Origin of the sequence: Dyadobacter sp. CY351 (assembly GCF_021502625.1) — a bacterium.
Classification (GTDB): Bacteria; Bacteroidota; Bacteroidia; order Cytophagales; family Spirosomataceae; genus Dyadobacter; species Dyadobacter chenhuakuii.
In genome coordinates this window covers 65,821-91,089 of record NZ_JAKFFU010000013.1, presented here as the reverse complement: position 1 = coordinate 91,089, position 25,269 = coordinate 65,821, and the positions used below count along the sequence as shown (strand labels likewise).

23 protein-coding genes are annotated in these 25,269 nt (G+C 45.5%); 15 read left to right on the top strand and 8 right to left on the bottom strand.

Going from position 1 to position 25,269, the window contains the following annotated elements; translation table 11 throughout:
* The first annotated feature begins 17 nt into the window (after positions 1 to 17).
* The 4 genes from L0660_RS22335 to L0660_RS22320 all read left to right on the top strand — a co-directional run bounded on the left by L0660_RS22335 (position 18) and on the right by L0660_RS22320 (position 3,646).
* Positions 18 to 608 carry an RNA polymerase sigma factor gene (locus tag L0660_RS22335; protein WP_235161383.1) on the top strand — a complete coding sequence of 197 codons (591 nt, stop codon included), beginning with the start codon at positions 18 to 20 and terminating at the stop codon, positions 606 to 608.
* Entirely contained in the window at positions 595 to 1,605 is a 1,011-nt protein-coding gene (locus L0660_RS22330) for an energy transducer TonB (protein WP_235161382.1), read from the top strand. The genes L0660_RS22335 and L0660_RS22330 overlap by 14 nt, the downstream gene beginning before the upstream one ends.
* 420 nt (positions 1,606 to 2,025) lie before the next feature.
* Positions 2,026 to 2,415: a response regulator transcription factor gene (locus L0660_RS22325; RefSeq protein WP_026630356.1), complete on the top strand. Its 390-nt coding sequence runs from the start codon at positions 2,026 to 2,028 to the stop codon at positions 2,413 to 2,415.
* Positions 2,416 to 2,428: 13 nt separating this feature from the next.
* On the top strand, positions 2,429 to 3,646 hold the full coding sequence (locus L0660_RS22320) for a sugar transferase (protein WP_235176576.1): 1,218 nt from the start codon (positions 2,429 to 2,431) through the stop codon (positions 3,644 to 3,646).
* A gap of 45 nt (positions 3,647 to 3,691) precedes the next feature.
* Here the strand turns inward: L0660_RS22320 and L0660_RS22315 are convergent, their stop codons facing one another.
* Positions 3,692 to 4,099 (bottom strand): acyltransferase, encoded by a 408-nt coding sequence (locus tag L0660_RS22315; RefSeq protein ID WP_275978149.1) that lies wholly within the window; start codon positions 4,097 to 4,099, stop codon positions 3,692 to 3,694.
* A gap of 319 nt (positions 4,100 to 4,418) precedes the next feature.
* Between L0660_RS22315 and L0660_RS22310 the strand changes: the two genes are divergently transcribed.
* The 5 genes from L0660_RS22310 (at position 4,419) to L0660_RS22290 (ending at position 11,289) form a co-directional block, all read left to right on the top strand.
* On the top strand, positions 4,419 to 5,087 hold the full coding sequence (locus tag L0660_RS22310; RefSeq protein ID WP_235161380.1) for a TolC family protein: 669 nt from the start codon (positions 4,419 to 4,421) through the stop codon (positions 5,085 to 5,087).
* Complete coding sequence (locus L0660_RS22305) at positions 5,084 to 7,264, top strand: lipopolysaccharide biosynthesis protein (RefSeq protein ID WP_235161379.1); 2,181 nt, start codon at positions 5,084 to 5,086, stop codon at positions 7,262 to 7,264. Before L0660_RS22310 ends, L0660_RS22305 begins: the two co-directional genes overlap by 4 nt.
* Positions 7,261 to 8,442 (top strand): glycosyltransferase, encoded by a 1,182-nt coding sequence (locus L0660_RS22300; RefSeq protein WP_235161378.1) that lies wholly within the window; start codon positions 7,261 to 7,263, stop codon positions 8,440 to 8,442. Before L0660_RS22305 ends, L0660_RS22300 begins: the two co-directional genes overlap by 4 nt.
* Before the next feature lie 142 nt (positions 8,443 to 8,584).
* Complete coding sequence (locus L0660_RS22295) at positions 8,585 to 10,084, top strand: O-antigen ligase (protein WP_235161377.1); 1,500 nt, start codon at positions 8,585 to 8,587, stop codon at positions 10,082 to 10,084.
* 29 nt (positions 10,085 to 10,113) lie between these two features.
* Positions 10,114 to 11,289, top strand: coding sequence for a glycosyltransferase (locus L0660_RS22290; RefSeq protein ID WP_235161376.1), 1,176 nt, complete (start codon positions 10,114 to 10,116; stop codon positions 11,287 to 11,289).
* On the opposite strand, the gene L0660_RS22285 is transcribed toward L0660_RS22290, so the two are convergent.
* A complete protein-coding gene (locus L0660_RS22285) occupies positions 11,284 to 13,890 on the bottom strand; it encodes an ATP-binding protein (RefSeq protein WP_235161375.1) in 2,607 nt (868 codons plus the stop codon). The two genes, L0660_RS22290 and L0660_RS22285, sit on opposite strands and share 6 nt — an antisense overlap.
* Positions 13,891 to 13,925: 35 nt before the next feature.
* Entirely contained in the window at positions 13,926 to 14,702 is a 777-nt protein-coding gene (locus L0660_RS22280; protein WP_235161374.1) for a glycosyltransferase, read from the bottom strand.
* A gap of 160 nt (positions 14,703 to 14,862) precedes the next feature.
* On the opposite strand from L0660_RS22280, the gene L0660_RS22275 reads away from it, so the two are divergent.
* Positions 14,863 to 16,203 carry a lipopolysaccharide biosynthesis protein gene (locus L0660_RS22275; protein ID WP_235161373.1) on the top strand — a complete coding sequence of 447 codons (1,341 nt, stop codon included), beginning with the start codon at positions 14,863 to 14,865 and terminating at the stop codon, positions 16,201 to 16,203.
* Positions 16,204 to 16,221: 18 nt separating this feature from the next.
* The gene (locus L0660_RS22270) at positions 16,222 to 17,085 is read left to right on the top strand and encodes a glycosyltransferase family 2 protein (protein ID WP_233796063.1); all 864 of its coding nucleotides are present in this window, start codon (positions 16,222 to 16,224) and stop codon (positions 17,083 to 17,085) included.
* A 5-nt stretch (positions 17,086 to 17,090) separates the two neighbouring features.
* Here the strand turns inward: L0660_RS22270 and L0660_RS22265 are convergent, their stop codons facing one another.
* Positions 17,091 to 17,897 carry a glycosyltransferase family 2 protein gene (locus L0660_RS22265; RefSeq protein ID WP_235161372.1) on the bottom strand — a complete coding sequence of 269 codons (807 nt, stop codon included), beginning with the start codon at positions 17,895 to 17,897 and terminating at the stop codon, positions 17,091 to 17,093.
* A gap of 177 nt (positions 17,898 to 18,074) precedes the next feature.
* Between L0660_RS22265 and L0660_RS22260 the strand changes: the two genes are divergently transcribed.
* The 4 genes from L0660_RS22260 to L0660_RS22245 all read left to right on the top strand — a co-directional run bounded on the left by L0660_RS22260 (position 18,075) and on the right by L0660_RS22245 (position 22,524).
* Positions 18,075 to 19,031, top strand: coding sequence for a hypothetical protein (locus L0660_RS22260; protein WP_235161371.1), 957 nt, complete (start codon positions 18,075 to 18,077; stop codon positions 19,029 to 19,031).
* Complete coding sequence (locus L0660_RS22255; protein ID WP_235161370.1) at positions 19,031 to 20,383, top strand: flippase; 1,353 nt, start codon at positions 19,031 to 19,033, stop codon at positions 20,381 to 20,383. The genes L0660_RS22260 and L0660_RS22255 overlap by 1 nt, the downstream gene beginning before the upstream one ends.
* 27 nt (positions 20,384 to 20,410) lie before the next feature.
* The gene (locus L0660_RS22250) at positions 20,411 to 21,226 is read left to right on the top strand and encodes an alpha-1,2-fucosyltransferase (RefSeq protein WP_235161369.1); all 816 of its coding nucleotides are present in this window, start codon (positions 20,411 to 20,413) and stop codon (positions 21,224 to 21,226) included.
* Between the two features lie 92 nt (positions 21,227 to 21,318).
* The gene (locus L0660_RS22245; RefSeq protein WP_235161368.1) at positions 21,319 to 22,524 is read left to right on the top strand and encodes a glycosyltransferase; all 1,206 of its coding nucleotides are present in this window, start codon (positions 21,319 to 21,321) and stop codon (positions 22,522 to 22,524) included.
* Here the strand turns inward: L0660_RS22245 and L0660_RS22240 are convergent.
* From L0660_RS22240 to L0660_RS22225, 4 genes are read right to left on the bottom strand one after another with little or no spacing between them, the layout of a single operon-like run.
* Positions 22,521 to 23,093, bottom strand: coding sequence for an anti-sigma regulatory factor (locus L0660_RS22240; protein WP_235161367.1), 573 nt, complete (start codon positions 23,091 to 23,093; stop codon positions 22,521 to 22,523). The two genes, L0660_RS22245 and L0660_RS22240, sit on opposite strands and share 4 nt — an antisense overlap.
* Positions 23,094 to 23,096: 3 nt before the next feature.
* Positions 23,097 to 23,435 carry an STAS domain-containing protein gene (locus L0660_RS22235; protein WP_026630339.1) on the bottom strand — a complete coding sequence of 113 codons (339 nt, stop codon included), beginning with the start codon at positions 23,433 to 23,435 and terminating at the stop codon, positions 23,097 to 23,099.
* A 6-nt stretch (positions 23,436 to 23,441) separates the two neighbouring features.
* The gene (locus L0660_RS22230) at positions 23,442 to 24,599 is read right to left on the bottom strand and encodes a SpoIIE family protein phosphatase (RefSeq protein WP_235161366.1); all 1,158 of its coding nucleotides are present in this window, start codon (positions 24,597 to 24,599) and stop codon (positions 23,442 to 23,444) included.
* Positions 24,596 to 25,141 (bottom strand): hypothetical protein, encoded by a 546-nt coding sequence (locus tag L0660_RS22225; RefSeq protein ID WP_235161365.1) that lies wholly within the window; start codon positions 25,139 to 25,141, stop codon positions 24,596 to 24,598. Before L0660_RS22225 ends, L0660_RS22230 begins: the two co-directional genes overlap by 4 nt.
* Between the last annotated feature and the right edge of the window lie 128 nt (positions 25,142 to 25,269).

Genomic DNA, 25,269 nt, shown 5'->3' with positions numbered 1-25,269 from the left:
TTCTATTTTCGACTCATGTGAAGTTTTTAAAGATATTCAAAAGAGACATCGTAGCACCGCTTTCAGAAGCTCAGCAACTCGCTGCTTACCGCAGCTCGGGGGACGCTGGCTTATTGGGCAAGCTTTACGAGCCTTATATGGATATGGTTTTTGCATTGTGTTACAAGTATTTGCAGGACGAAGATGCGAGCAAGGATGCGGTTATGCAGATATTTGAAAAGTTGCTGGTTGAATTAAAAAGTCATGAAGTGGAAAATTTCAAAAGCTGGCTTCACAGCGTATCCCGGAATTTCTGCCTGATGCAGCTGCGGGCTAGAAGGACATTTGTGACGGCAGATCAGGCTGACAGTGAGGATGTTGAATCCATAATGGTTTCATATGAAGAGGACGAGCCACTTTTTGGAGAAAGGAAATTCGAGGCACTGGAAACGTGTCTGGGCACATTGCCGGCCGCTCAGCGGAAGGCAATCCAGCTGTTTTATATAGAGGAAAAATGTTACAGAGAAATCAGCGAAGAGACTGGTTTCGAAGCCAGCAAGGTGAAGAGTTATATTCAGAATGGTAAGCGTAACCTGAAAATTTGCATTGAAAAAAATGAAAGCAAATAGGTCCGATACATCAGGATTCGAAGATTTTCGCCGCTATCAGAACGGCGAGATGTCTTCCCGTGAGCGGCATTTGCTGGAAAAGGAAATGCTTGAAAATCGCTTGCTTGCAGATGCCTATGAGGGATTTCTCTTACTGCAAAATAATCAGATCGATTTTGCCAACATTAACAAAGAGCTCCGTGAAAGATTAGAAAACAGAACTTCTGCCAGCCGTAAAAGAACGGTGCCGCTCTGGGCTTATGGCGCTGCAGCATCGCTGATCATTACATTGGGCGCCTGCTGGCTTGTATTTGTTTCAGACCTAAAACAAGAAATAATCCGTGAAATCAGTCAAAAGCCAGTGGAAAAGCCGTTGACCAAGCCCACTCCGGAAGCTCAACCGAGTTTGTCCAATACACCCGAGGTTGCTGTTTCAGCTTCAAAATCCACACCGAAGGCTGAGTCCAAACCGAGACGTGCCAAAGAATTGGAACCGGCTGTTGCTGAGGTTGAAGTTAATCTTAATGAGGAAGTAAGGATTGCAGAGCATTCTGATCAGGTGAGCGTTCCCGCATCGGCTGCGCCGGAGGAACAGGCATTCAGCTATTCGGCCCGCGACCCGCTCAGGTCATCTGCGGCCAACAGCCTGAGTGACAAACCCAAGTATAAAAAGAGCAATCATGTTGTGCCCGAAACTGCATCCACGCTGCGAACGGCACCATCAGTTGCAGCATTCAAATCAATTTATCCGGTAAAGGCCCGTCCGCTAATGGGCTGGGATGCTTACAATGCTTACCTGGACGAGCAAACCCGCGCTGCCCGGCGCAATGGTGAGGTGATCGTCAGTTTTAAAATAAATGCGGATGGCTCATTAACCGACTTCACAGCCCAAGGGAAAAAACCTTTACAACCTGAGGCTATCCGCATCATCAGCGGAGGGCCGCTATGGTTTCCTGCCCAACAAAATGATTCCGCCGTCAGCACGGCTGCAACGCTCCGGTTGCAGTTCAGAAAATAGGTAAAATTTCAAAATTTGACTTGTAAATCCCTGGCGATATAGCGGTTACAAGCCTGTCGTAGAACTACTTTGCAATATTTTCTAATTTAGAACCTTTATCTTTTGTGAATTCGATTGTAGTACTTAATTTTACTATCAGCATCATCACGCCCCTTCATACATTTACCCTGTATAATAATTTCTGGAAATCGATTGATAACACCAAAATTTGATGCTTTTAATATGATCTGATGCGCAGAAATAAGGGTCTCCTGATAATATTTCCGGATAGATTTTGCAATGGAAAGTATTATTATTAATTCTACGGAATAATTAGCTATTATTTTATAGGTTTAGGAGGCAACCATCCCAACCCAGGCGAAAGCCATAATCCGAAACACCTTAACAGGCCTTGATAATTTGAATAATTTGTACCCACCTATGAGCAGTAGAAGAAATCTTTTGATTTTAGATGACGAACCCAGTATTACCAAGATATTGGAGCATTTTTTGAAAAAGGACTTTAATGTTGTAATTAAAAATGACGGGTCCGAAGGGATGCTGTGGCTGGAAGAGGGAAACCAGGCCGACCTCATCATCGCGGACCTGCATATGCCGAATCTGAGCGGGAAAGAGTTTTTAAAGGTCGCGAAAGCCAGCAATTTGTATGCTGATATCCCTGTGATCATCCTTTCGGGATCTGATGAAAGCAGCGAACGTATCCAGTGCCTCAACCTGGGTGCCGACGACTTTATGTTAAAGCCATTCAATCCTATGGAGGTTCATGCCAAGATCAACGCGATCCTCCGCCGAAGTAAACGCTACTCTTAATCAATAATATTATATGGAATTGGCAAGCACGTCCGGAGGAATGGTTGTTGAGTCAAAATCCTATGTTGCTTTGTTCAGGGTAATTTATCTGAACAAGGATCTGGAACAGTATCTGAAATTTTCCGAACAATATTCGGATACGCTGCAGGTTGAATATTTCGATTCAAAAGAGGGCGTTCTGCATGCCCTCGAAGAAAATTATCCTGCGGATATCATTCTCGCGCACAGCGAGAGCGGCGGCCTTGAACTGCTGGACACGATCCGGAACACGGCTGGTTTCGGTAACATTCCTTTCGTGCTGATGGTGGATAAGCTCAGCAGCGAGGCGATCGAAACGGCCCGCAAGCATCACGCCGACGACGTTTTCTCGGTCCGGTTCGATGATGGCGACCTCATTACCCGCATCCGTTATTTCAAAAAACGGCAATGGTATGTGGCCAGCAAAGCTTCGCAAAAAATCAGCGCGGAAAACACGCGCACGCCGTTGTGGAAAAGGTCGATCGACGTTATTTCGACCGGTGGTGCGGTGCTCCTGCTGCTTCCCGTGTTCCTGTTAATTGCACTTCTGATTCGTTTGGATTCAAAAGGCCCTGTTTTCTACAAATCAAAAAGAGTAGGGAGCGGCTACAAGATCTTTGACCTTTACAAATTCCGCACCATGCGTACAGATGCCGACCAGCTCATCCGGAAGATGGCTGCATTAAGTATGTACAATAAGGTCGCCGAGCCAGCGGCCAATCAGATAGAAAGCAACGGTTTATGCGACGAATGCGTAGCAGGAAATCAATGCAAAAGCTTATTGTTCCATGACGGGAGAGAAATTTGTGAAAAGCTTTATCACTTTCAGAAAGATCAGAAAGCAGCATTTATGAAGTTCCAGAATGATCCGCGGATCACGCGTTTCGGACAGTTTCTAAGAAACAGCAGTCTGGATGAGCTTCCGCAGTTGATCAACATTCTGAAAGGCGATATGTCGCTGGTGGGTAACCGTCCGCTTCCGCTTTACGAAGCCGAAAAAATGACGACCGACGATAAAATCCTCCGCTTCGCCGGCCCGGCAGGTCTTACCGGCTTATGGCAGGTGACCAAGCGCGGAAAAGGGAAGGCGGACATGTCGGAAGAAGAAAGGACGCAGCTGGACATTACCTATGCCAAGGAATTTTCCTTTAAAATGGATATGCAGATTATCTTGAAAACATTCCCGGCCCTCTTGCAATCAGAAAACGTATAACCCTCCTTATCATAACATTATCGAAATTACTTTTACACGCTTATGTTAAATGGTCTTGATCCATTCATCGCTGGACGCGTCGTACTGCTTGATAACCCGCGCAGGGTTGCCCACAGCCACAGAGTAGGGAGGGATATTTTTAGTGACAACGGCCCCGGCGGCAATTACGCAATGTTTTCCTATCCTTACCCCGGCCGTGATAACGGTGTTGGCGCCGATCCAGCAATCGTCTTCAATCACAATTGGCGCTACGCTAACGCCTTGCTGGTGAATAGGTTGTCTGATATCGGCGTAGTTGTGGTTCAATCCGCTGGCGACAATGTTCTGCGCGAGGATCACATTGTTCCCAACCGTAATCGGGCCGATGATCACATTACCCAGCCCAATCAGCGAGTTATTGCCGATCCTAACTTCTCCCACACCATTATTGATCGTCGTAAAGTCTTCAACCATAGAATTGTCTCCGATTGAGAAGGGATTGAATGGCAATACATCCATTCTTACCCAGCTCCTGATGATGACATTTTTACCTTTTCGATGATAAAACCGGTTCAGTATCACTCTCACCCAAAGCCTCGGACGAGCCTGATTAGTAGGGATAAGAAGCCAGTGAAAGAACTTTTTTAGACGGGGGTTACTCTTGATTCGGTCAGAAAAGGCCATTTGTTAAGGCAGGAAAAGTAGAAGTAATTTTAGTCAAATGTATTTTTTATAACTACATAATCAAGCAATATTCATTTTAAATAAGTTATTTTTTTAAAAATTGATGTCAATGAGATACGCAGTGTTTTTAATTCCTTTGTTTTTGATTACCCTCACAACGCACGCACAGGAGTCTTTGAGCAAAGATGTGGACTATGCTTATCTCGAAAAGTTAATCGCCGCCTGCAAGACAAATTATCCGCGGGTCAAAATGTACGAAGCGCGGGTCAACATTGCTGAAAACGGCATCAAGAAGGCCAAGCTTTCTTATTTTGACATCTTTTCATTTTCATATCTGTACAGTCCTAACAATAATAACCGCTCTGTTTCGCCTGATTTACTGAGCGGTTACCAGTTTGGTTTTTTTGCCAACATTGGTTCTATCCTGCAAAAGCCTAATCAGGTAAAACAAGCCAAGAGTGAATTCAAAGCGGCCGAATACGACAAACAGGCTTTTGATCTCAACATGGAGGCAGAAGTAAAAAAGCGCTATTTCACTTATATGCAGAAGGTTGCCGTGCTGCGGATAAGGTCGTCGTCTATTTTGGATATCAATGATGCGGTTACCAACGCCAGACACCGGTTTGAAAAAGGTGAAGAAACATTACAGAACTACAACCAGGCATTGATCGTACAATCGGATTACAGTCAGAACATTGTGAATGCGGAGGGCGAGGTCCTGGTGGCGAAAAGTAGTTTGGAAGAAATCATTGGACAAAAACTGGAAGATATCAAATGAGCGAAGTGCTGCAATTTTTAAGATTACTACAACGGAATAAGATCACCCTCATCCTGGTTCCGCTGATTACGGTTATTATTTGTTATTTCCTGGTCCAGAAGCTGCCCGACACTTTCGAGTCGCGTGCACGGATTGCAACGGGCCTTATTGATAAAACCGATCAGGTCGTTACGAAGGAAAAGGACGAGCAGGAGTCTCAGATCAACCGCAAGTTTGAGAGCCTTATCCAGATGATGACATTGAAACGCAATCTCGATCTGGTATCTTACCGGCTGATGATCAACGATTTGAAAGATTTGAAAGACTCGACATGGCGGGAGCCTGTGGACCAGCTTGAAAGCATGAGTAAGGCGGATAAGGCGAAGGCCATCAACTTCCTGACCAAAAAATACAAAGCGCGCGAAGGCCTTGATCTCTCAAAAGCTTATGAAAACAGCCTTAACAACATCATCACAGACATGGGCTATGATGCTGCCGCAATCCGCGAGAAGCTGGTCGTTTACCGCGCAGGGAACAGTGACTATATCGATATTGAATACGAAGCAGAACATCCGGATCTTGCTGCTTATGTGGTGAACGCAGTGAGCCAGGAGTCCATTGGTTTCAATTCGTCACGCGTGGTTGAAAACAACAAGAAAACGATTGATTTCCTACAAAGCTTTATGCTTGCAAAGCAGGTCGCTCTGAATGAAAGGATGAACAAGCTCCGGGATTTTAAGATCAAGAACCGGGTGATGAACCTGAATGAGCAGGCCAGAAGCATTTACGGTCAAATGGCAGATTATGAAACCAGAAGGGAAGTTGCCCAGAAGGAAATTATCGCATACGATGCTGCTATCAAGAACATTGACAACAAATTTAATCCTGCGGACAGAAAATACTTTGAAAGTGCGTTAACGAGCATTAATCAAAGCATTGTGAGCGATAAACGGGCGCTGAGAGACCTGAATGAACGCTATATCGCGAGCAATTTCAACCCGAAGTTGAAAGCCAGCATGGACTCGGTCAGGAACATTCTTTCGGCTGAGATAGATGCGGCCTCGGATAAATACATTTACAATCCGATGGTGACTAAGCAGGATCTTGTAGGGAAGAAGCTGACTATGGAAATTTCGCTGGAAATGGCTAAAAACAGTGTGGCTTCCATCCAGGGCGAGCTGAACCGGCTGAACAAAAAATTTGACGGACTTGTGCCAAATGAAGCCACGATCCAGGAATACGAAACCAGTATCGACATTGCGAGCAAAGAATACATTGAAGCTTTGCAGCGATATAATGATGCGAGTCTGGAATTCAGTTTTCCGGTTTATTTAAGGCTTATCGAGAAAGCGATGCCGGGAACGGTTCAGGCTTCTAAAAAGATGGTGCTGATCGTGCTTTCAGGTGTTATCAGCTTTACATTCTGCGTGTTTGTTTTCTTCATCCTTTTTTATCTCGACAAATCCATCAGATATCCGCTCCAACTGGCGAACACGACGGACCGGCCTGTATTGGGTTATCTCAATTCGCTGGGTAAGGACTCCGGCCTGAGCTTTTCGGGCATGAATTCCTCCGACGGCAAGGCGATCCGGTTGTATAAAAACCTCGTTCGTTCTATCCGCTACGAACTGGACAGCGAGCTGAGCGATCCGAAAATCATTGCAGTAACAAGCCTTTCTAATGATGTTGGTAAAACGTCCTTGGTGGTCGCACTGGCCTGGGCGTTTTCCAAGATCAACAAAACGGTCCTGATCATTGACGGCAATTTTAACCAGCCCGACATTACCAAGCTGAATCCGGAATCGAGGCTTTTTGAAAATTATCTGAAACAAAACGACTTGCTGGAAGCGGTCCCGGGACAAATCAGCATTCTGGGAAATAAAGGCGGAGATGTCTCATTACTTGAACTTTCGGATGAGAAGATGATCGCGCAGCGCATCCAGGTTTTGAAAACCCAATTTGACATTGTCCTCATCGAAACCGATGCGCTTACTTCTATGAACAAGGCGAAGGAGTGGATCAGCTTTACGGATCGCGTGGTTGCTGTATTCTCCGCCGGGGAAACGATTTCAGGCGAGGATCAATCCAAGATCCAGTATCTGAACAGCCTGGAAGAAAAGTTCTCAGGATGGGTTTTGACCAACACAGAAGACATTCCGGAGCAGGCAGGCAAAATTGACAAACCCGTAGAAGTATGATGATCATTGGATACATATGGCTGCTTATCCAATGCGTTATTGGCTTCAACCTGATCTTTCCGGTTACATTGCTGCTGATTTACACGGTGCGCAGGTCGGTTAAAGGGCGTTCGAAAAACACGGTGACCACGAGCCCCGACTACGCTGTGATTGTGACGGCTTATGAGCAAACGCAACAGCTGCCGGCAGTTGTGAGCGCATTTTTAAAGGTCCGTTATCCCAATTTCCATATTTATGTGGTTGCAGATAAATGCGATATCAGCAATCTGCATTTTGGCTCGGACAAGGTTTCGTTGCTCCGGCCGGAAACGGTCCTCGGCAGCAACACCCGTTCCCATTTTTACGCGATCAGGAACTTCATCCGGCCGCATTCTCACCTGACCATTATCGACAGCGACAACCTGACCGATCCGGGTTATCTCGACGAATTGAATGTTTATTTCAGTCGGGGTTTCCATGCAGTGCAAGGTGTTCGGGATGCTAAGAACCTGGATAGCACTTATGCGTGTCTGGATGCTGCCAGGGACATTTACTATCATTTTTATGATGGAAAAGTGCTTTTTGGGGCTGGCTCTTCGGCAACGCTGGCAGGTTCGGGAATGGCATTTACGGTTCCGCTTTACAGGGAATGTCTGGAACATCTGGATGTTACCGGGGCCGGTTTTGATAAAGTGCTGCAGGAGGCGATTGTACGAAGGAAATACCGGATTGCATTTGCTGAACGGGCCGTTGTATACGATGAGAAAACCACGGGTACAGACCAGTTGGTGAAGCAACGGGCAAGGTGGATCAACACCTGGTTCAAGTATTTTGCGCTGGGTTTCGGCGTCTTTTTCAGAGGATTGGCGAATTTCAACTGGAACCAGACGCTGTTTGGCCTGGTGCTGTTGCGACCGCCTTTGTTTATTTTCCTGTTGCTTTCCGTGCTGTTTATGCTGATCAATTTGTTTATAGCGCCCGGCATTGCATTAGCCTGGTTTGCCGCGCTTTGCACATTTGTGATTGGGTTTTACATCTCGTTGAAAAGCTCAGCAACGGACCCGCGGATCTATCAGTCGCTCGTGAATATTCCGAAGTTTATATCTTTTCAGATACTCGCACTATTGAAAGCAGGTAAGGCCAATCAGATTTCTGTTGCCACAAAACATGGTTCAGGATCGCAAGAGCGAACATTATGAAAATCTATCCATCTAAGTTCGGCAAGAAAAGAAAGGAAAGTTTCGATGAGCTGCCCCCTTTTGAACAAAAAGTACGGCAGGCTGCATTGGTTCTGGCGTTCGTAAGCGTGTTCATTTTCTTGTTTAAAATAGTCTTCTTTTAGTGGAAATTCATCAAATATCAACACCTTCCAGCCCTGATTCTGCCGGTCCTGTTAGAAGATATCTGCGCCGGATCTTTTGGGACGAAAAGTTGCAGAACATTCCAGGAATGCTCTTTTTGCTGCTTTTCTCTGTCGGTTTTGGTTGGGCAAATGCAGTGTTCGGACTTAAAGTTGGTGTGCTGATCATTGCCGCGCTTGTTGGCGTGCTCGTGCTGTACGGAATTGTGGCGTATCCCAAATTCGGCATCATTATCCTGCTCATGCTCGCCATTTTTGTCTTTTCAATTATCCGGCTGGGCATTAACTTTCCGTGGGGAACGGCTGTCGACGGCGTCGAAATTCTGTTAATGCTTGGTTTTTTTATCTCGCAAAAGAAAAACCCTAACTGGAAGATCCTGAAAGGGCCGGTAAGCACCATCATTGTCATCTGGGTGTTTTATAACTTTCTTCAGGTGGGGAATCCTACGGCCGAATCGCGCCTTGCGTGGGTGTATACGATCCGGTCGGTTGCTATTGTCATGCTTACATATTTCGTCTTCGTGTATCAGATCAATACGATCCAGTTTCTGAGGTTGATCCTGAAACTCTGGCTTGGATTGTCGGTTATAGGAGCTTTATATGGCTTCAAGCAGGAATTCATCGGCTTTTCGGATGCAGAAAATGAGTATTTATATTCTGATCCCCTGATTTCCGATCTGCTCTTTATCAACGGACATTGGCGTAAGTTCTCCATCTTTTCGGATCCGGTTGCGTTTTCCTATCACATGGTGGTGAGCACATTGCTATGCGTAGGCCTGATTTCGGGGGATCTTAAAATGTGGAAAAAAGTGGTTTTGGGTGTGATGGCTGTCATTTTCGTGATGGCTATGCTTTATTCCGGCACACGTGGTGCTTATGTGCTCCTTCCCGGAGGGCTTATCATGTTTTGTATTCTTAAATTCAGCAAGAAGATTCTCGTATTTGCGGTCTTCGCATTTTCGCTGACCGTGGTGCTTGTGCTTATGCCCACATCCGATCCAACCTTGTTTCGCTTTCAGTCGGCGTTCAAGCCTTCGGACGATGCTTCATTCAATACACGCGCAATCAATCAGAAACGCATTCAGCCCTTCATTCAATCGCATCCGTTTGGCGGCGGGCTGGGGGCGACGGGTGTCTGGGGCGTGCGGTTTGCTCCCAATTCTTATCTGGCCAAATTCCCGCCGGATAGCGGTTACGTCCGCGTTGCCGTGGAGCTGGGGTGGGTAGGACTCTTTATATTCTGTTGCCTGATGTTCACCATCCTGAAGGTCGGGATCGATAATTATTTCCAGATCCGTAACCCGGAATTAAAAACGTACTGCTTGTGCATGCTTCTGATTGTATTTGCATATAACTTAGGGAATTACCCGCAGGAAGCACTTGTGCAATTTCCTGCCAACATTTATTTTTCGTTAACCATTGCCATTATTTCGGTGACCAGGATTTTGGATCAGCGGGAGAGAAAAAGGCTCACATCCTAACCAGATTCTTTCACTCACTACGATCAGATATGGATATCGTTATCACGGGACAGCAGGCATGGGATGTGGAGATTGGCAGTAACTGTAAAAATATCGCACTGGAATTCAGTAAGTCGCACCGGGTTTTATATGTCAATGCGCCGCTGGACCGCATTACTGCCATGCGGCATAGTGCCGATCCGAAAATCGTCAGGCGCCTGCGCGTGCTTCAAAAGCAGGAGGGTGGCCTGGAAGAAGTAGAAAAAAATCTCTGGGTGCTGTATCCCGATCGCATGATCGAGTCGATAAACTGGATCTCTTTCGACGATATCTTTAAAATGTTCAATGCCAGGAACAACCGGATTTTTGTCGATTCGATTGCCAGGGCGCTCAAAAAGCTTGGATTCGAGAATGTCATACATTTTAATGACAATGATATTTTCCGGAGTTTTTACATAAAGGATTATCTCAAACCACGGCTGTCCGTATATTACTCGCGTGATTACATGATAGGGGTGGAGTACTGGGCTAAGCACGGCGCTAAGCTTGAACCGGAGCTGATCGCGAAAAGCGACATCTGTGTTGCTAACTCCACGTATTTGGCCGCTTACTGCAAACAATATAATCCCAATACTTTTTACGTAGGGCAGGGCTGTGACCTCGAACTTTTCAGCTCCGGTATAGGCGCTGACGAACCAGCTGACATTGCATCTATTCCAGGGCCAAGGATCGGTTATGTGGGGGCTTTGCAAAATTTACGGCTGGACCTGGAACTGCTGCATTATATCGCTGTTTCACGCCCGGCGTGGCAGCTTGTGCTCGTTGGACCGGAGGATGATGTGTTTAAGGAAAGCACGCTGCACCAACTTGACAATGTAATCTTTACGGGCTCAAAAAACGCAGAAACACTTCCGGCTTATATCAATTCATTCGACGTATGCCTTAATCCCCAGCTCCTCAACCAGCTTACCATAGGCAATTATCCCAGGAAAATAGATGAGTATCTTGCTCTCGGTAAGCCTGTTGTAGCCACAAGGACTAATGCGATGGATGTTTTCAGCGACTACGTGTATCTGGCCGAAAACAAGGAAGAATATATTGTAATGATAGAAAAAGCTCTGGCCGAAGATTCAGGCGCCAAAGCGGAAAAGCGGCAGGCCTTTGCCCATTCACATAGCTGGGAAAACAGCGTTGCTGAAATCTACAAGGCGATCAACGCATTATAACATTTTCAGTTCCGCCAGGCCTTGCGTGGAATCGGCCTCCAGTTGCAATAATTTGCGGTTGTCCTCTTCGTCCCAGATCCCCTGTTTTAACTTCGCTTCGTAATCTTTGTACTGATTGGCAGTGGTAAGCAGCCCCACAGAGAACAGTGACGACCGGAATTTGTGAATGGCCTGTCTCATTTGTTCCAGATCACGCGTTTTTGACGCCTCCCGGATAGCGCTCAGCTGTATTTTACTATCATTTTCGAACATGCTTATGAGTTCGTCGCGGAGTTCGCGGTCACCTCCGGTTATTTCGGCTAGATATTCGAGATTTAGGATACTGTTGGTCATTGTGTTATTAGTAAGAGGCTGGTCGTGAGCAGGTGCTGTTTTTTTATTATTTTCTTTATTTCCCAAATGGGCAATCGTGTACAACAGTTCGCTTTCTTTGAAAGGCTTCGAAATATAGCTGTTTGCGCCGATGCTAAGGCATTCTTCTTTTTCACCAATCATGGCATGTGCGGTCATGGTGATTATCGGAATTGTCTTCGAAATGGACTGCCGGATTTCCTTAATCGCCGTATATCCGTCCATTACAGGCATTTGAATGTCCATCAGCACAATGTCGAAACCGCCCTTTTCCAGGCTTTGGATTGCTTCCAGGCCATTGTTGACAATGGTCAGCGGGATCTTCATTCTTTCAAATATAGCGGAAAGCAATTTTTGGTTCAATAAGTTATCTTCGGCTGCGAGTATATGTAGTGATGACACCGTCTTGCTGATGTCATCCACATTTTCGATCTCCGCCTCAGGAGCGGCGTGCTCGGCTATTCTAAGTGGGATTTCAATGGTAAAAACAGAGCCTTTTCCTACCTCACTTTGCAGCGTCAATTTTCCGTCGAACAGCTCAACGAGTGATTTTACAATGCTTAGCCCAAGCCCAGTTCCTCCAAAAATGCGGGTTGTGCTTTCCGTAGCCTGTACAAACCGATTGAAAACGCTTGCCAGCTTATCCTTTTCAATCCCTATCCCTGTGTCCTCCACCTGGAACCGGATCGTCTGAACGCCATTAACCAGATCGCTCACAGGGGTTACGCGTAATTTTACACCGCCGGTTTCCGTGAACTTGATTGCATTTCCACAAACATTCAACAAGATCTGCGTGAGCCTGAGTTTATCAGTTTCAATGAATTCCGGAACATTATCGGCCAGGATAGCTTCATAGGAAATGCCCTTTTCGCCAGCCCGTTGCCTCATAATGGCTGATATGGACTTTATCAAATCCCTGATTGAGGCAGATCCTTTTTCAAGATGCACCTGTCCGGCTTCAATTTTGGAAAAGTCGAGAATATCATTGATCAATTCCAGCAGATTTTTATTGGCATATTGAATGTAACCAAGAAATTCCAGGCTCTTGGGATCGGTAAGCTCGCTAACCAGCAGGTTGGTGAACCCGGTTATCGCATTAAGTGGGGTCCGGATCTCATGGCTCACATTGGAGAGGAATATATCCTTCACCCTTACCGACTTTTCCGCAAGTATCCGCGCTTTTTCCAGCGTAGCTTCGTAATTCGCGCGTTCGGTAATGTCGCGAAACACGGTAATGGCGCTTGTGATTTCACCGTCAATGCCTACCACCGGCTGCACATTGCTTTCGAGGTGGTAAATGGTGTTTGCTTTGATGAGGTCAATCTTGTTGCCGGTCAGCTTTTCTCCGGCCAGGCCTCTTGCAACGGGTAAGGTTTCAGCCGTAAACTGAACGTGGTAATTGGTTGGGTCACGCAGCACGAGCTGCTGCACTTCCTCCTCGAGGGTCTCAATCTTGCGCGATTTGATCCCTAATATTTCCATCCCCGACTGGTTGAGCAGCACAATTTCCTTTTGCTGGTTCACCACCATTACGCCATCGGGAATCGCTTCAAGATATTGGTTCAAAAGGCGCTCCTTTTCATTCAGTTCCTTTTGCAAAAGATGCTGCTTGCGCTTGTCTCTGTTCAGGAAAAAAATGGCAAACAATGTCAGCAAAAATCCGACACCGCTGGTTGCGAAAATGAAAAATTCTGAATTCTTCTGCGTAGTGGAAACGAGCTGCCGGCGCTTGTTCAGGTTGTAATGTTCGTGCTGTTCAATCTGCCTGATTTGATTGTTCAGCAGGCTGTTAAGCCGGATTCCTTCTCCCTTTTTGATCTCGCTGAACGCAGAATCTGCGCTGACAGTCCTGTAAATTGTGATAATGTTCTGGGTATAGGCGACAATATCACCTGAAATCTTTAATAATTCCTGAACCCGTTGCGTCTGAACCGGATTGGATTTGACGAGATTAAAAAGCGTGTCGCTGATCTCTACCAGCTGCACTTTTTTATTATAATTGTCGGCCAGCAGATCCTTGTTTTCCGTGATCAGAAATCCCCGCATATTGGACTGAAAGTCCTTGGTAACCAGCCCAAAATTCGCCGTCTGGTTCAAAACGCCGATCGTGACATTGAGCCTTTCGTTGTTCAGGGACAGGTCCTTGACATTCCGGTAAGTAAAGTATTGAGAGCCGAATATCAGGGCTAATCCAAGATAAATGCCTGCGTAATACAACCTAAAATACTTTGTAGCCGGACTGGTTAACATAAATTGGATTATTGCCTCCTCGATCGATTCCTAAATTACTTTTTCAACGCAAGATCCATGCTGTTTTTCAGCCAGCGATAACGCAGATAAAAAAAGCGCGTAAGCAGCACCAGTGGATTTTCACTTAGCTTCCAGCTCCTCCGGTCCAGCGTACTGGGCTCCTGCGCAGTGTTTTTTTGTTCAAAAATGGTCGTGAACTCGTTGTAGAACAGGCCTCTGCCTTTCTTATGCAAGAAATTGATGGCCATGGTATATTCGCTGAGGTTGATATTTACCTTGTCGGGATAGCGTCCGAATTTTTCAAGAAAATTGCTGCGTCTCAGGTGCGGGTGATCGCTGTAAATGTAAAATTTGAGGTGGCTCGGGTCCCAGTAAGAAAATATCATTTCCGAAAATCCTTTTTTGAAAGGTTTCAGTTTGGGATGGGCAAAATACGCGTAGAACCTGACAATGTCGAGCCCTTTGTCCTCATTCATAAACTGCAGCGCGTCCTTGAAAGTCTCCGGAAATTTTTCCGTCGGGTCAAAATCTTCCTGCACATAAAGGGTATAAGGCGTCTTTACTGCATCCTGGCCCTTGTTAATGTTATCACCGAGGCCTTTGTTTACCGGCGTGGTCACCAGCTCAAAGGTGAAACGGTCCTTTAATGCAACAAGTTTGTTGAGATGTTCGGGCTTGCTTCCGTCATCAGACACTACGATAGAGGCGAACTGACAACCCAGGTTCTGGAATGTTGTTAACAATCGCTCTAACGAACCGCTTCTGTTGTAGTGGGTTATCAGCAAAGTAGTCTCTGGAAAATTATGTTGCATAAAAGATGTGTATTATGTTGTCACATGCGGTCCTTACAAGGTGGAAAATTAGTTAATTTATCTGTAAAATTAATTCGCTAAATCAACAATATATTATTAAATAAATTCCATATTTGTGTCTACACAACCCGGCCATACCGATTTCCTCAGTCATTATTAAATGGGATTCGAACTTTTACAAAAAGTACAAAACAAGCACTTTCTATCGTTGGCGGGAAACGGCATTATGTCCGTTCTGGGTATGCTGAATATGATTATCCTGTACAGGACGCTTTCGGTGGCCAGCATAGGGATGTGGGTTTTCTTTCTCTCTGTTTTACTGCTTGTTGACACTTTCCGTTCGGGTTTTATCACCACCGCATTTATTAAGTTTTACGCGGGCGCAACGCCGGAAAGAAAAGCCGAAGTGGTGGGTTCAACCTGGTTTATAGCCGGCGCCATCACGGCCATCCTTGTTGTCCTGAATGTTCCTGCTTATTTCTTTTCGCCTTATCTCGAAAATCCTTCGCTGATCCTGTTTGTAGAATGGTTTGGCGTTATTTATGTTGCTTCACTTCCTTACTTTATCGCCACTTGTGTGGTCCAGGCAGAGCAGCGCTTTGATCATTTGTTATATATCCGGTTTGTAAATCAGGGTGTTTTTATCCTGCTGGTCATCATTATGGCCGTTACAAAAACGGCCAGTCTGCAAAACATTATCTACGCTTACCTTACCGCAGCCATCGCAACGAGCCTGTTTTCCATCTTCATGGGCTGGTCACGCATTGCTGCATTTGGCTCCCGTACGAAAGCTGGGATCAGTGAGCTGTTTCATTTTGGAAAATACAGCGTGGGCACAACGCTCAGTTCCAACCTGTTTGGCACGTCCAACACGATGATCATTAACTTTACGCTCGGGCCTGCCGCGCTCGCAGTCTATAACCTGGGCCAGCGCCTGATGGAAATTATCGAAATTCCCCTGCGCAGCTTTGCGGCAACCGGGATGCCGGAACTTTCTGCGGCATACAACGCAGGCAACAAAGAGCGGGTGATCGAGATCATGAAAAGATATACGGGCTTGCTTACCTGCGCGCTTGTGCCGGTGTGCATTGGGGCATTGCTGCTGGCGGATGTAGCGATCGGCATTATCGGAGGCAAAAAATACATGGATACCGAAGCTGCCAACATCATGCGGCTGTTCATGACTTTCGCCCTTTTGTATCCCATGGACAGATTTTTTGCGCTTACCCTGGACGTAATCCATCAGCCGAAAATCAATTTTATAAAAGTGGTCGTCATGCTCATTGCGAGCGTTTGCTCGTCTTTTCTGGGCATTGCCATCACGCATAATGTGTATGGGGTTGCCATTGCAGGCATTATACCCACATTAATAGGCGTTGGCGTGGGTTACTGGGGATTGAACCGGTTTCATCCTTTCTCGATCGGCAGCGTGATCACAACCGGTTACGCGGAAGCGGCTGGCATTGTTAAAACGTATTGGCTCAAATTCGCCGCAAGGTGAATGATAACTTATAACTGTATGAATCTTAGCGAAAATCCGGAGTGGCTGACCGATTATAGCAAAAGCTATAAAAAGTTTGAAGAAATACCCCAGCATGTGTTCGATTCCATTAACAAGGACCTTAAAAAGATCATTAGCGACGAGCCGGTAGTGACTGTGCTCATTGCGGCCTGGAATGAAGAGATCAACATTCTGAACTGTATTTCAAGCCTTTCCAAAACTGTTTGCGATTATCCGTTAGAGATCATTGTTGTGAACAACAATTCCAAGGACCGGACGCAGGACACGATCGACAAACTGGCTGTTAAGGGCCTTTTTGAGCAAAAGCAGGGATGCGGCCCGGCACGGCAGCACGGCCAGCTGAATGCCAAGGGGAAATACGTGCTGCTGGCTGACGCTGATTGTTTTTACCCGTCGTGCTGGGTGCAGGAAATGATCCGTGTGCTGAGCAAACCCGATGTTGTTTGTGTTTACGGGCGTTATTCGTTCATCAGCGAGCAGGGATTCCCGAGATGGAAACTTGGGCTGCTGGAAACGGGAAAAGACATTATCTCGGAGGTAAGGCAGATCAACCGCCCTTATTACAACGCCTACGGTATCAGCATGGGCTACATTCGCGAGCTGGGCCTGAAAGTGGGTTTTATCAATGACAATTTCTGGGGAGATGACGGACAGCTGTGCCTGGGTTTGATGAAATATGGCAAGATCAGGCAGGTGAGGTCCAATAAGGCCAGGGCCTGGACGGGAATCCGCACATTGCAGCGCGACGGTGACACATTTACCAAAGTGTTCATGGCGCGGATCAATAAGGAGCGGAAAAGGTTTTTGGCCAATTTCAACTCCCGCTTGCCGGAGGAAGGTTCCTACAAAAAGCCGTCCTGATCGGCCTATCGGGGTCTTTTAAACCTCGTGTCGACGTGCAGGTCGTAATTGTATTTGAAAACCCTGTAAACAGACCTGACCATGGCGACGAGTGGATTTGAGCTTTGACGCCAGTTTGCGCGTTTTACCGTGCTGGGTTCGGCGGATGAATTTTCCTGGCTGAGTAAGCTGCTGAAATCATTATAAAACAGCCCTTTACCATTGTTTTGAATAAAGGAAACGCACATTTTATATTCCGTTTTGTCAGACTTGATGCCTTCGGTATATGTGCCAAAACGCTCTGCAAAGGTGCTTCTGCGCAAATGCGGATGATCGCTGTACATGTAAATTTTCTGCGTTTCGAGATACCAAGGTTGATATAACATTTCAGAAAAGCCTTTTTGGAAAGGTTTCAGATATGGAAAAGAGGAATAGGCGTAGAAACGGACAATGTCCAGCTCGGAGCGCTCACGCATGAATTGCAGGGCGTCTTTGAATGCACCGAGGAATTTAGGAAGCGGAACAAAATCTTCCTGGATATAAAGGAGATAAGGTGTTTTGACAGCCGCCTGACCTTTGTTAATGTTGTTTCCCAGGCCCTTGTTGACAGGCGTGGTGATGAGGGTAAAGTCGAACTTATTGTGCAATGATTTAATGTAATCCAAATGCAAAGGCTGGCTCGCATCATCAGAAACTATGATTTCACCAAAGCTGATCTGCTGGTCTTTCAGCGTTTGGAGCAGTCGTTCGAGGGAACTACTTCTATTGTAATGGGTAATCAACAGGGAAACATCACTGAACAGGTTCGATTCTGCCATCTTTCTATCTAACATTAAGGTCGATGCAAATTAATTATTTTGGCAAGTTATATCTCTTTGAGGCGTGAAATTAGTGCAAAATTAATTCTACATTTGAAACGGTTAAATCTTTTGTCCTGAAATACACCTTCACAAAGTGCTACTGCGCCGCTAGCATTCCGAAAGGAAGTTTCAAGTTGTTTTTGTAAACGAATGGTAAAAACACTACTTAACAAAATTCTTAGTTTTGTCGTCAGGGCCCGATATGGAGATTTAACCATTGACGTCAGATATTATTACAGGCACACCTATTATTGCCAGCTCAAACAACTGAAATATGTTGTGAAGGATTATGTAACAAAGGAAAAGTATAAACGCCTGTCCTTTCAGGGAGAGTTTGCGCCGGAGCTCCAATTTGTGCTTCCCTTTGCCTATTGGCACTATAAAAACGGAACGCTTCTCAGCACCGAATCATCCAAATATACCCGGGAGCTTTACTTTTTTTCACCGGACCATCAAGAGTCTTTTGAAACAAGGTCCAACGAAGGGAACTTCAATTTTGAAATGCCACGGATCCTGTACAGCCAGGATTACGACATCGAAAAATGGCTGCCTGTTCCCTTAAAAGAAACATTCGCCAACCCGGTTTACCAGTTCGAGAAGCCGATCCTGATCATTGCCAACCGCTACAACATGGAGTGGGACGGACCACCGGTGAGCTTTTACAGCATGGAATTGCTGGAATTCATCGTTGGTAAACTTAAAAACGATTATACCATTATCTACAACCGCCCTAAGCCACACAATATCACGATGGATAACAGTGATATTTATGATATGGACGAATATGAATGGCTTGCAAGAGTGCATCCGGATGTGATCCTGATGGAAGATCTTTTCAAGGAAAACAAAGGTAAAGCCAACAATTTCAATCATTTGCAGCTGATGGTTTATGCCAATGCAAGCAAATTTATATCGATTCATGGCGGCACGGCAACATTGGCAAGTTACTTCGGCGGCACCAATCTGATCTTGTCTAAAAAAGGCCCGGAACATCACTTTCACTGCTTTGAAAACCTGTATCCGAAGTTTTCCGGTGCCAAAATCCTGCATGCAAAGACGGATGATGAGGTGAAAAATTTCGTGGAGGCATATTTTGTCAAAAGATAATGAGCGACAAGCCGAAGGATCATTACTGGATCAAGTCAGGTTTTATCAATATTCTCCAGAATTTCTCGGGGGTCTTTTTTGGCTTTGCCGGATTTTACGTGCTGGTAAGATTACTTTCCAAGCACGATTTCGGGGTGTGGACGCTGTTCCTTTCTACCACCACCATTCTAGAAGCCATTCGGAGCGGTTTGCTTCAGAACGCGCTGGTTAAGTTTATTTCTGCTTCGGATGAGCGCGAGCATCCTGACATTATTACGGCTTCATTTGCCATAAGCGGGCTTGTATCCATCTTTTGCATCGCCGCCATTCTGATCTTCGCGCCGTTTCTGAGCAGGCTTTGGGACTCTCCCGAGCTAGTTCAGATGCTGTATTTATACATAGCAATCTATTTTTTTTCTGGCTTGCAGGCACAATTCAACGGCATTGAACAGGCCAATCTGCGCTTCAACGGCATATTCCTGACGACCATTATCAGGCAGGGTTCCTTCTTCACATTTGTAGTTGTGTGCTACTTGTTTTCGGTAGAAGTGAAATTGATCTATCTGGTTTGGGTGCAGATCATAAGTGCCATTTTGGGCATGTCACTGGCGTTCTATTATTGTCGCAGACATCTGAAGATATCGTACGAGGTCAGTAAAATGTGGGTTAAGAAGCTGTTTGGCTATGGCAAATACGCATTCGGAACACTGATCAGCTCACTGCTTTCGGGGACCGTTGACCAGATGATGCTGGGTGCGCTCCTGTCTCCTGCTGCTTCCGGGGCTTTCAACATCGCAGTCCGGATCACGAACCTGATCGACATTCCTGGCAATGCGGTGGCGACGATCGTTTTTCCGCAAAGTGCCAAGCGGATGGAAACGGAGGGGAAATCGGCCATAAAGTATTTGTATGAAAAGTCGGTTGGCACAACGCTCGCGCTGGTTGTTCCCGTGGTTGTATTCTTATATCTGTTTTCGGACATTGTAATCCACCTGATAGCAGGAGAGAAATACAATGATTCCATTCCGCTGCTGCAAATCACGCTCTTGTATTGTTTGCTGATTCCCTACGGTCGCCAGTTCGGCACGATCCTCGATTCCATCGGCAAAACGAAGGTTACTTTCTTTGTTGTAGTCGTTACAGCCACATTGAACCTTGTCCTTAACTATTTCTTTATCCAATCTTTTGGTGTAATGGGCGCGGCTTATGCAACATTATGCTCCAATGTGGTCGGCTTTATTATAGCGCAGGTGATCCTGAAAAGAGAGATTGATGTGAGCATAGGGAACACATGGATGTATATGTTCCGGTTTTATCCCGAATTCCTCGAAAAGTACATTAAGCCTTTTTTGAAAAACAGGGCCTTGAAATAAGAAGAATCACTTTAATAATGGTGCATTATGGTTGGCGTAAAGTTTTCCGGCAGACTGGGTAATCAGCTTTTTCAGTACTTTTTTTTAATGTATCTCAAAAGCAGAAACAGCAAGCTGACCTATTTTTTTCCGAATCCACACCATGCATATCTGGCCAGATATTTCGATCTCGGTGCATTTCATAATGTAACATTGCAGTCCAAACTCTATTCGGTGTTCGCCAGAATGCTGCCGAAGGTTTTTAGTTTCAAGGACATTTACGTGCAAAATTTTTTCAGTCCCAAAGAATTTACACCACAGAACGGCACGATCTACAATGGCTATTTTCAGTCAGATTATTATATCAAACATTTACCCGAAACTTCCAAGCCGCGCCTTCACCGTGAATTCAAGGAACAGTTTGAAAAGCAGTTCGGAGCCGTTTTCAAAAAGCATAAGACCATTGTAGTGCACATTCGCCGCACGGATTACCTGGCTTACGGAAAAAGGGACATTTCCCTTCCCGTCGAATACTTCCAGCGAGAGCTTTACGCCATTCACGATCTGGATCAGTACCAGGTGTTTTTTGTGAGCGATGATATGGATTTTGTTAAAAAATCTTTTCCTCAAAAACCCAATTTTATCTTTTCTCAGAATTCTGAAATTATTGATTTTCAGCTGATTATGAATGCTGACGTTGCGATTATATCAAACAGTACATTTGCCTGGTGGGCAGCTTACCTGTGCGAAAAAGAGAATCGTGTGATTGCCCCAAAGAACTGGTTCGGTTTCCGGATCGGCCGCGAGCATCCCAAAGGCATTATGACGGACAAATTTGAATGGAAAGAGGTTATTACCGACTGATTCACATATATTTGAATAACCAAGACGGCTACCCCCACTTTTATTAAAAAGACCTCTATCGTAACAGCAATACCCGCATTCTTATTTGATCAATGAAACTGAAAGGACACCAAATCATCGTCTTTGGCTTACCCCGATTTGATTCGACCATTGAATCTACAAATTACACCACGGCGAGGTTACTGGCCAGGGAAAATAAGGTGTACTACGTCGAAAACCCATTTACAGTAAGAGATTATTTTAAGCTGAGAAAAGGCCCTGAATTCAAAGTCCGGAAAAATCATTTGTCTGTTTGGAGCGGAAAGCTGATTGATACGGACACACCGAATCTTAAAATTGTTATCCCGCCGCTGCTGCTATCCATTAATTTTTTACCCGAAAGCGGTTTTTTCAGGTCAATATTGAAGATCAATGAATCGATGATCCGGCGGAAATTGCGGACGATCATTGAGGCGCATAACATTAAGGACTACATTTTTATTAATTCCTTCAACTTCCATTATCCTACATTAGTCAACGGGCTGTCGCCTGCTTTAACGGTTTACCATTGTCTCGATCCGATGATCCTGCCATTTAACCAGCGGCATGGCGTTGTATCCGAAGATATTCTCGTACGGAAAAGCGATGTGGTGATTTGCAGCAGCCGTGCGCTGTATCTTGAAAAAAAGCAGTTCAATCCCAAGTCCTATTTTGTGCCGAACGCAGCTGATGTCACGCATAGCAGCAAGGCATTGAGACCCGAGCTGCCTGTTTTTCCGAAATTATTGGAAATCAAAAAGCCGATTATAGGTTACCTGGGCGCCATAGAAAGGCGCATTGACTACGACCTCCTCAAAGAAGTAATTACTCATAATGCTGATAAGAGCTTCGTTTTCGTGGGGCCGGTAGCGAAGGAATTTGTTCCCGACTGGTTTTTTACGGCTCCCAATGTCTTCTTCCTGGGTGCCATCGACTATGCAGATATGCCTGCCGTTATCAAAGGATTCGACGTTGCACTGATCCCTTTCAAAAAAGATGAGGTGAGCAGCAGCATTTTCCCGCTCAAACTATTCGAATATCTCGGCGCAGGCAAGCCGGTTGTTGCCATTGACTTCAATCCTGACCTGAAAGAATTCACCGAAGACATTGTGCCTTTCTGCACAGACGCACAAGGTTTTACGGCTGCGATCGAAGAAGCGCTGGCAACGGATAGCAAAGCATTACAATCGCGGCGTCTGGCCATTGCGGCTGAAAATACATGGGAAAAAAGAGTTGACACCATTGCCGACATCATTTTCCAGAATCTCAAACCCGCTTAACCGGTTTTTTCAGCGAATAGAAAAACACTGGTAAACCTGTTGGTTTGCGTTTCGGGATCATATTCGTAATAAAATTCGTGAGAAGCTTTTGTCAGGATCAGCAAACCGAAATGTTCGCTGGAATCATTCAGCAGTCGCGGCATGTCCGGGCCCGTCATTTCTTTTACATAGAATTTAGCTGAATGTGCATCGTCCGATCTCACGATCAGCGAATCGACGCCGTTATGATAGATCTGAAATTCGACCCTGTTGGTGAACCCCTTGATGGGCCAGGTAAATATTTTACCCGTGTCTTGCCCGATAAGTGACAACGGATTTCCACGATCTTCTTTTTCAAGAAAAAGGCGGTTGTTGTCTACCTTAATGTTTAATGTGCAATCTCTTGTTCCTGAATGCTTTACCGCATTGGTCAGTAACTCCGTAATCACCCATTTAATTTTTGAAAATGTATCTGGGGATGGGGATGCGTTTTTTGTGTTTTGCACGACATGGTCCAGGCAGATCTTTAATATGCCGGGAATTTCTTCCCGGTTGCTGGTAAAGTGAATTCTTATCCGATCGTGCTCCATAAATTATTGTGATGCTTCCATTGCTTCGTCGAAGTCTTTAAAGATTTTGAAAACTTTATCCATCCTGATCAGTGTAAGCAGGTCTTTTACATCAGACTTCAGGGAAACCAGGTATATATCGACGTTTCTGGGCATTGCATATTTCAGCGCGACCACGAGGCTGCCGAGAAATGAACTATCGATATAATTTACATTTTCGAAGTTCACTACAATTAGCCGTGCGCCATTGGCTACAAGGGTAATCATCTCTTCTTTGAACATTTCGGCGTTGGCAAGGCTTGCTTCCTGCGGCAAGATCGTTGCCTGTGCTACGTGGTTGATTTCGTTTACTTTTAGTATCATGAGGGATTATGTTTTTTCAATAAAAATAATGCTTGCATCATCCATTTGATTGCTGTCATTGATGCTTTCGAGTACGTGGGTCTTGATCTTGCCAAAGCTGTCCTGCCCGCCGAGATAAGGTGTGATTTTGGAAACAAAAAATGGATAGTCGCTCTTCTTCGAGCCAGCAGACGGAATATCGATCATGCCATCGGTGAAGATGACCAGCTGATCGCCCGTTTTCATTTTAATAACCTGCTTGTCATAAAATCCTTCTTCCATCAGGCCAAGCAGCAATCCGGATGAAAGGACGGTTACGGGTTTGCCTGTTTCCGAGCTGAAACTGATCAGGGGCAGGTCGCCCGCTCCTGTGTAATGCACCTCACCGGTCTCACTGTCCAACAAGAGGAGCGAGAGGCTGGATAGGATATTTTGTAAACTTTCGTCCATACAGATCAGCTTGTTAATCTTCTGAACAATGTTGTCTATCGTCAGGTCATTATCGAGTACGCAAAAGCGGATAGCGGCACGGATATAGCTCAGGAAGCCGAAAGTAAAGAACCACGCGGTCCACTTTTTTCCCATGATATCCCCCAGAAATGCAAAGCAAAACCGCTGATCTGCCTGTACAAAATCGATAAAATCGCCACCGGGGTAACCCAGATATCCTTTATGCCAAAAATGGACGCGGAAGCCGGGAAGGACCGGGCTGTGTGTGGGTATAGATTTGACATTGAGCGTCTCGGCTGCTACCCGCAACTCACGGACGGACCTGACGTGTTCATTCTGGAGTGATTTAATGATGTTGCCCAGCTTGGAAATAATCACCGGAATAGGTGTTTCCTTATTGATGAAATCAATGGCATACATGCTCAAACCTTGCAGTATCAGGGAGTTATCCGTAAAGGAAGTGAGGAACACAAACGGAATGTCACTGATTTTGGGATTAAGCAAAATCGCCTGCCGGAAATCAAAACCGTTCATGACAGGCATATCATAATCGGAAAGGATCAGGTCCGGCGTTTCGACTGCCAGCAAAGCCAGTGCTTCCGTGCCCGACTCGCAAGCCACGCAGCTGTATCCTGCTTTAATGAGGGACGCTTCAAACACCCTTCGAAACATGAGATTATCCTCTACCAGCAAGATTTTTTTAACACTGGTCGGCGGCTCCGGAAACGAGATCATTTTTTATTGAAGTTTAGCACGAATAAAAGCACTCCCCCAAAAATAATGAGTAATGACACCAGATCCATGATCGTAACACCGTCATTTGCATTGAAATAATAAACGGTGAAGATTTCAAAGCTGGGCGGTGCCGGCATAATGATCATAGCGAAGCCAACAACGATCAATAAAATAGCCAGAATGAACATTACTGCTTTTTGAGCTGCATTGCTCCGCCCTTTCGAGCTGCTGATCTTGCTGTCGATTTTGTTTTCGGAAAGCAATTTTTCCAACCCTTCCAGAAGCTCTTCCCGCGAAAGATTATTATCCTGGTCCAGTGCCCGGAAAGGCGCAGCCGCTTTTGCTTTAAGCGCTGAGCGCCTGAATGCTTCTTCAATTTCCTGCTGGTAGGCGCTCGCCTGTGTGCTGTTAACGGCTGAATGTGCGATGATCTCAATGAGTTCATCTACCTTTTTTCTGATGAGGGGCATTTCGGGAGAAAGTTTGGCAGCGTCCGGGATGCGGGAAACTTTTTTAATATCTAGCAGACGCGGTATTTTCACTTTGTAAATATCGAATTAGATTTTAGTCAGATAGTAGAGGCTTTTAGCAGGGCTGCGAACATTTTATAACCGCAAAAACTACATTTTGTTTAAAGCTATATTTAAATTGTTAATTTTGAAATAGTTCT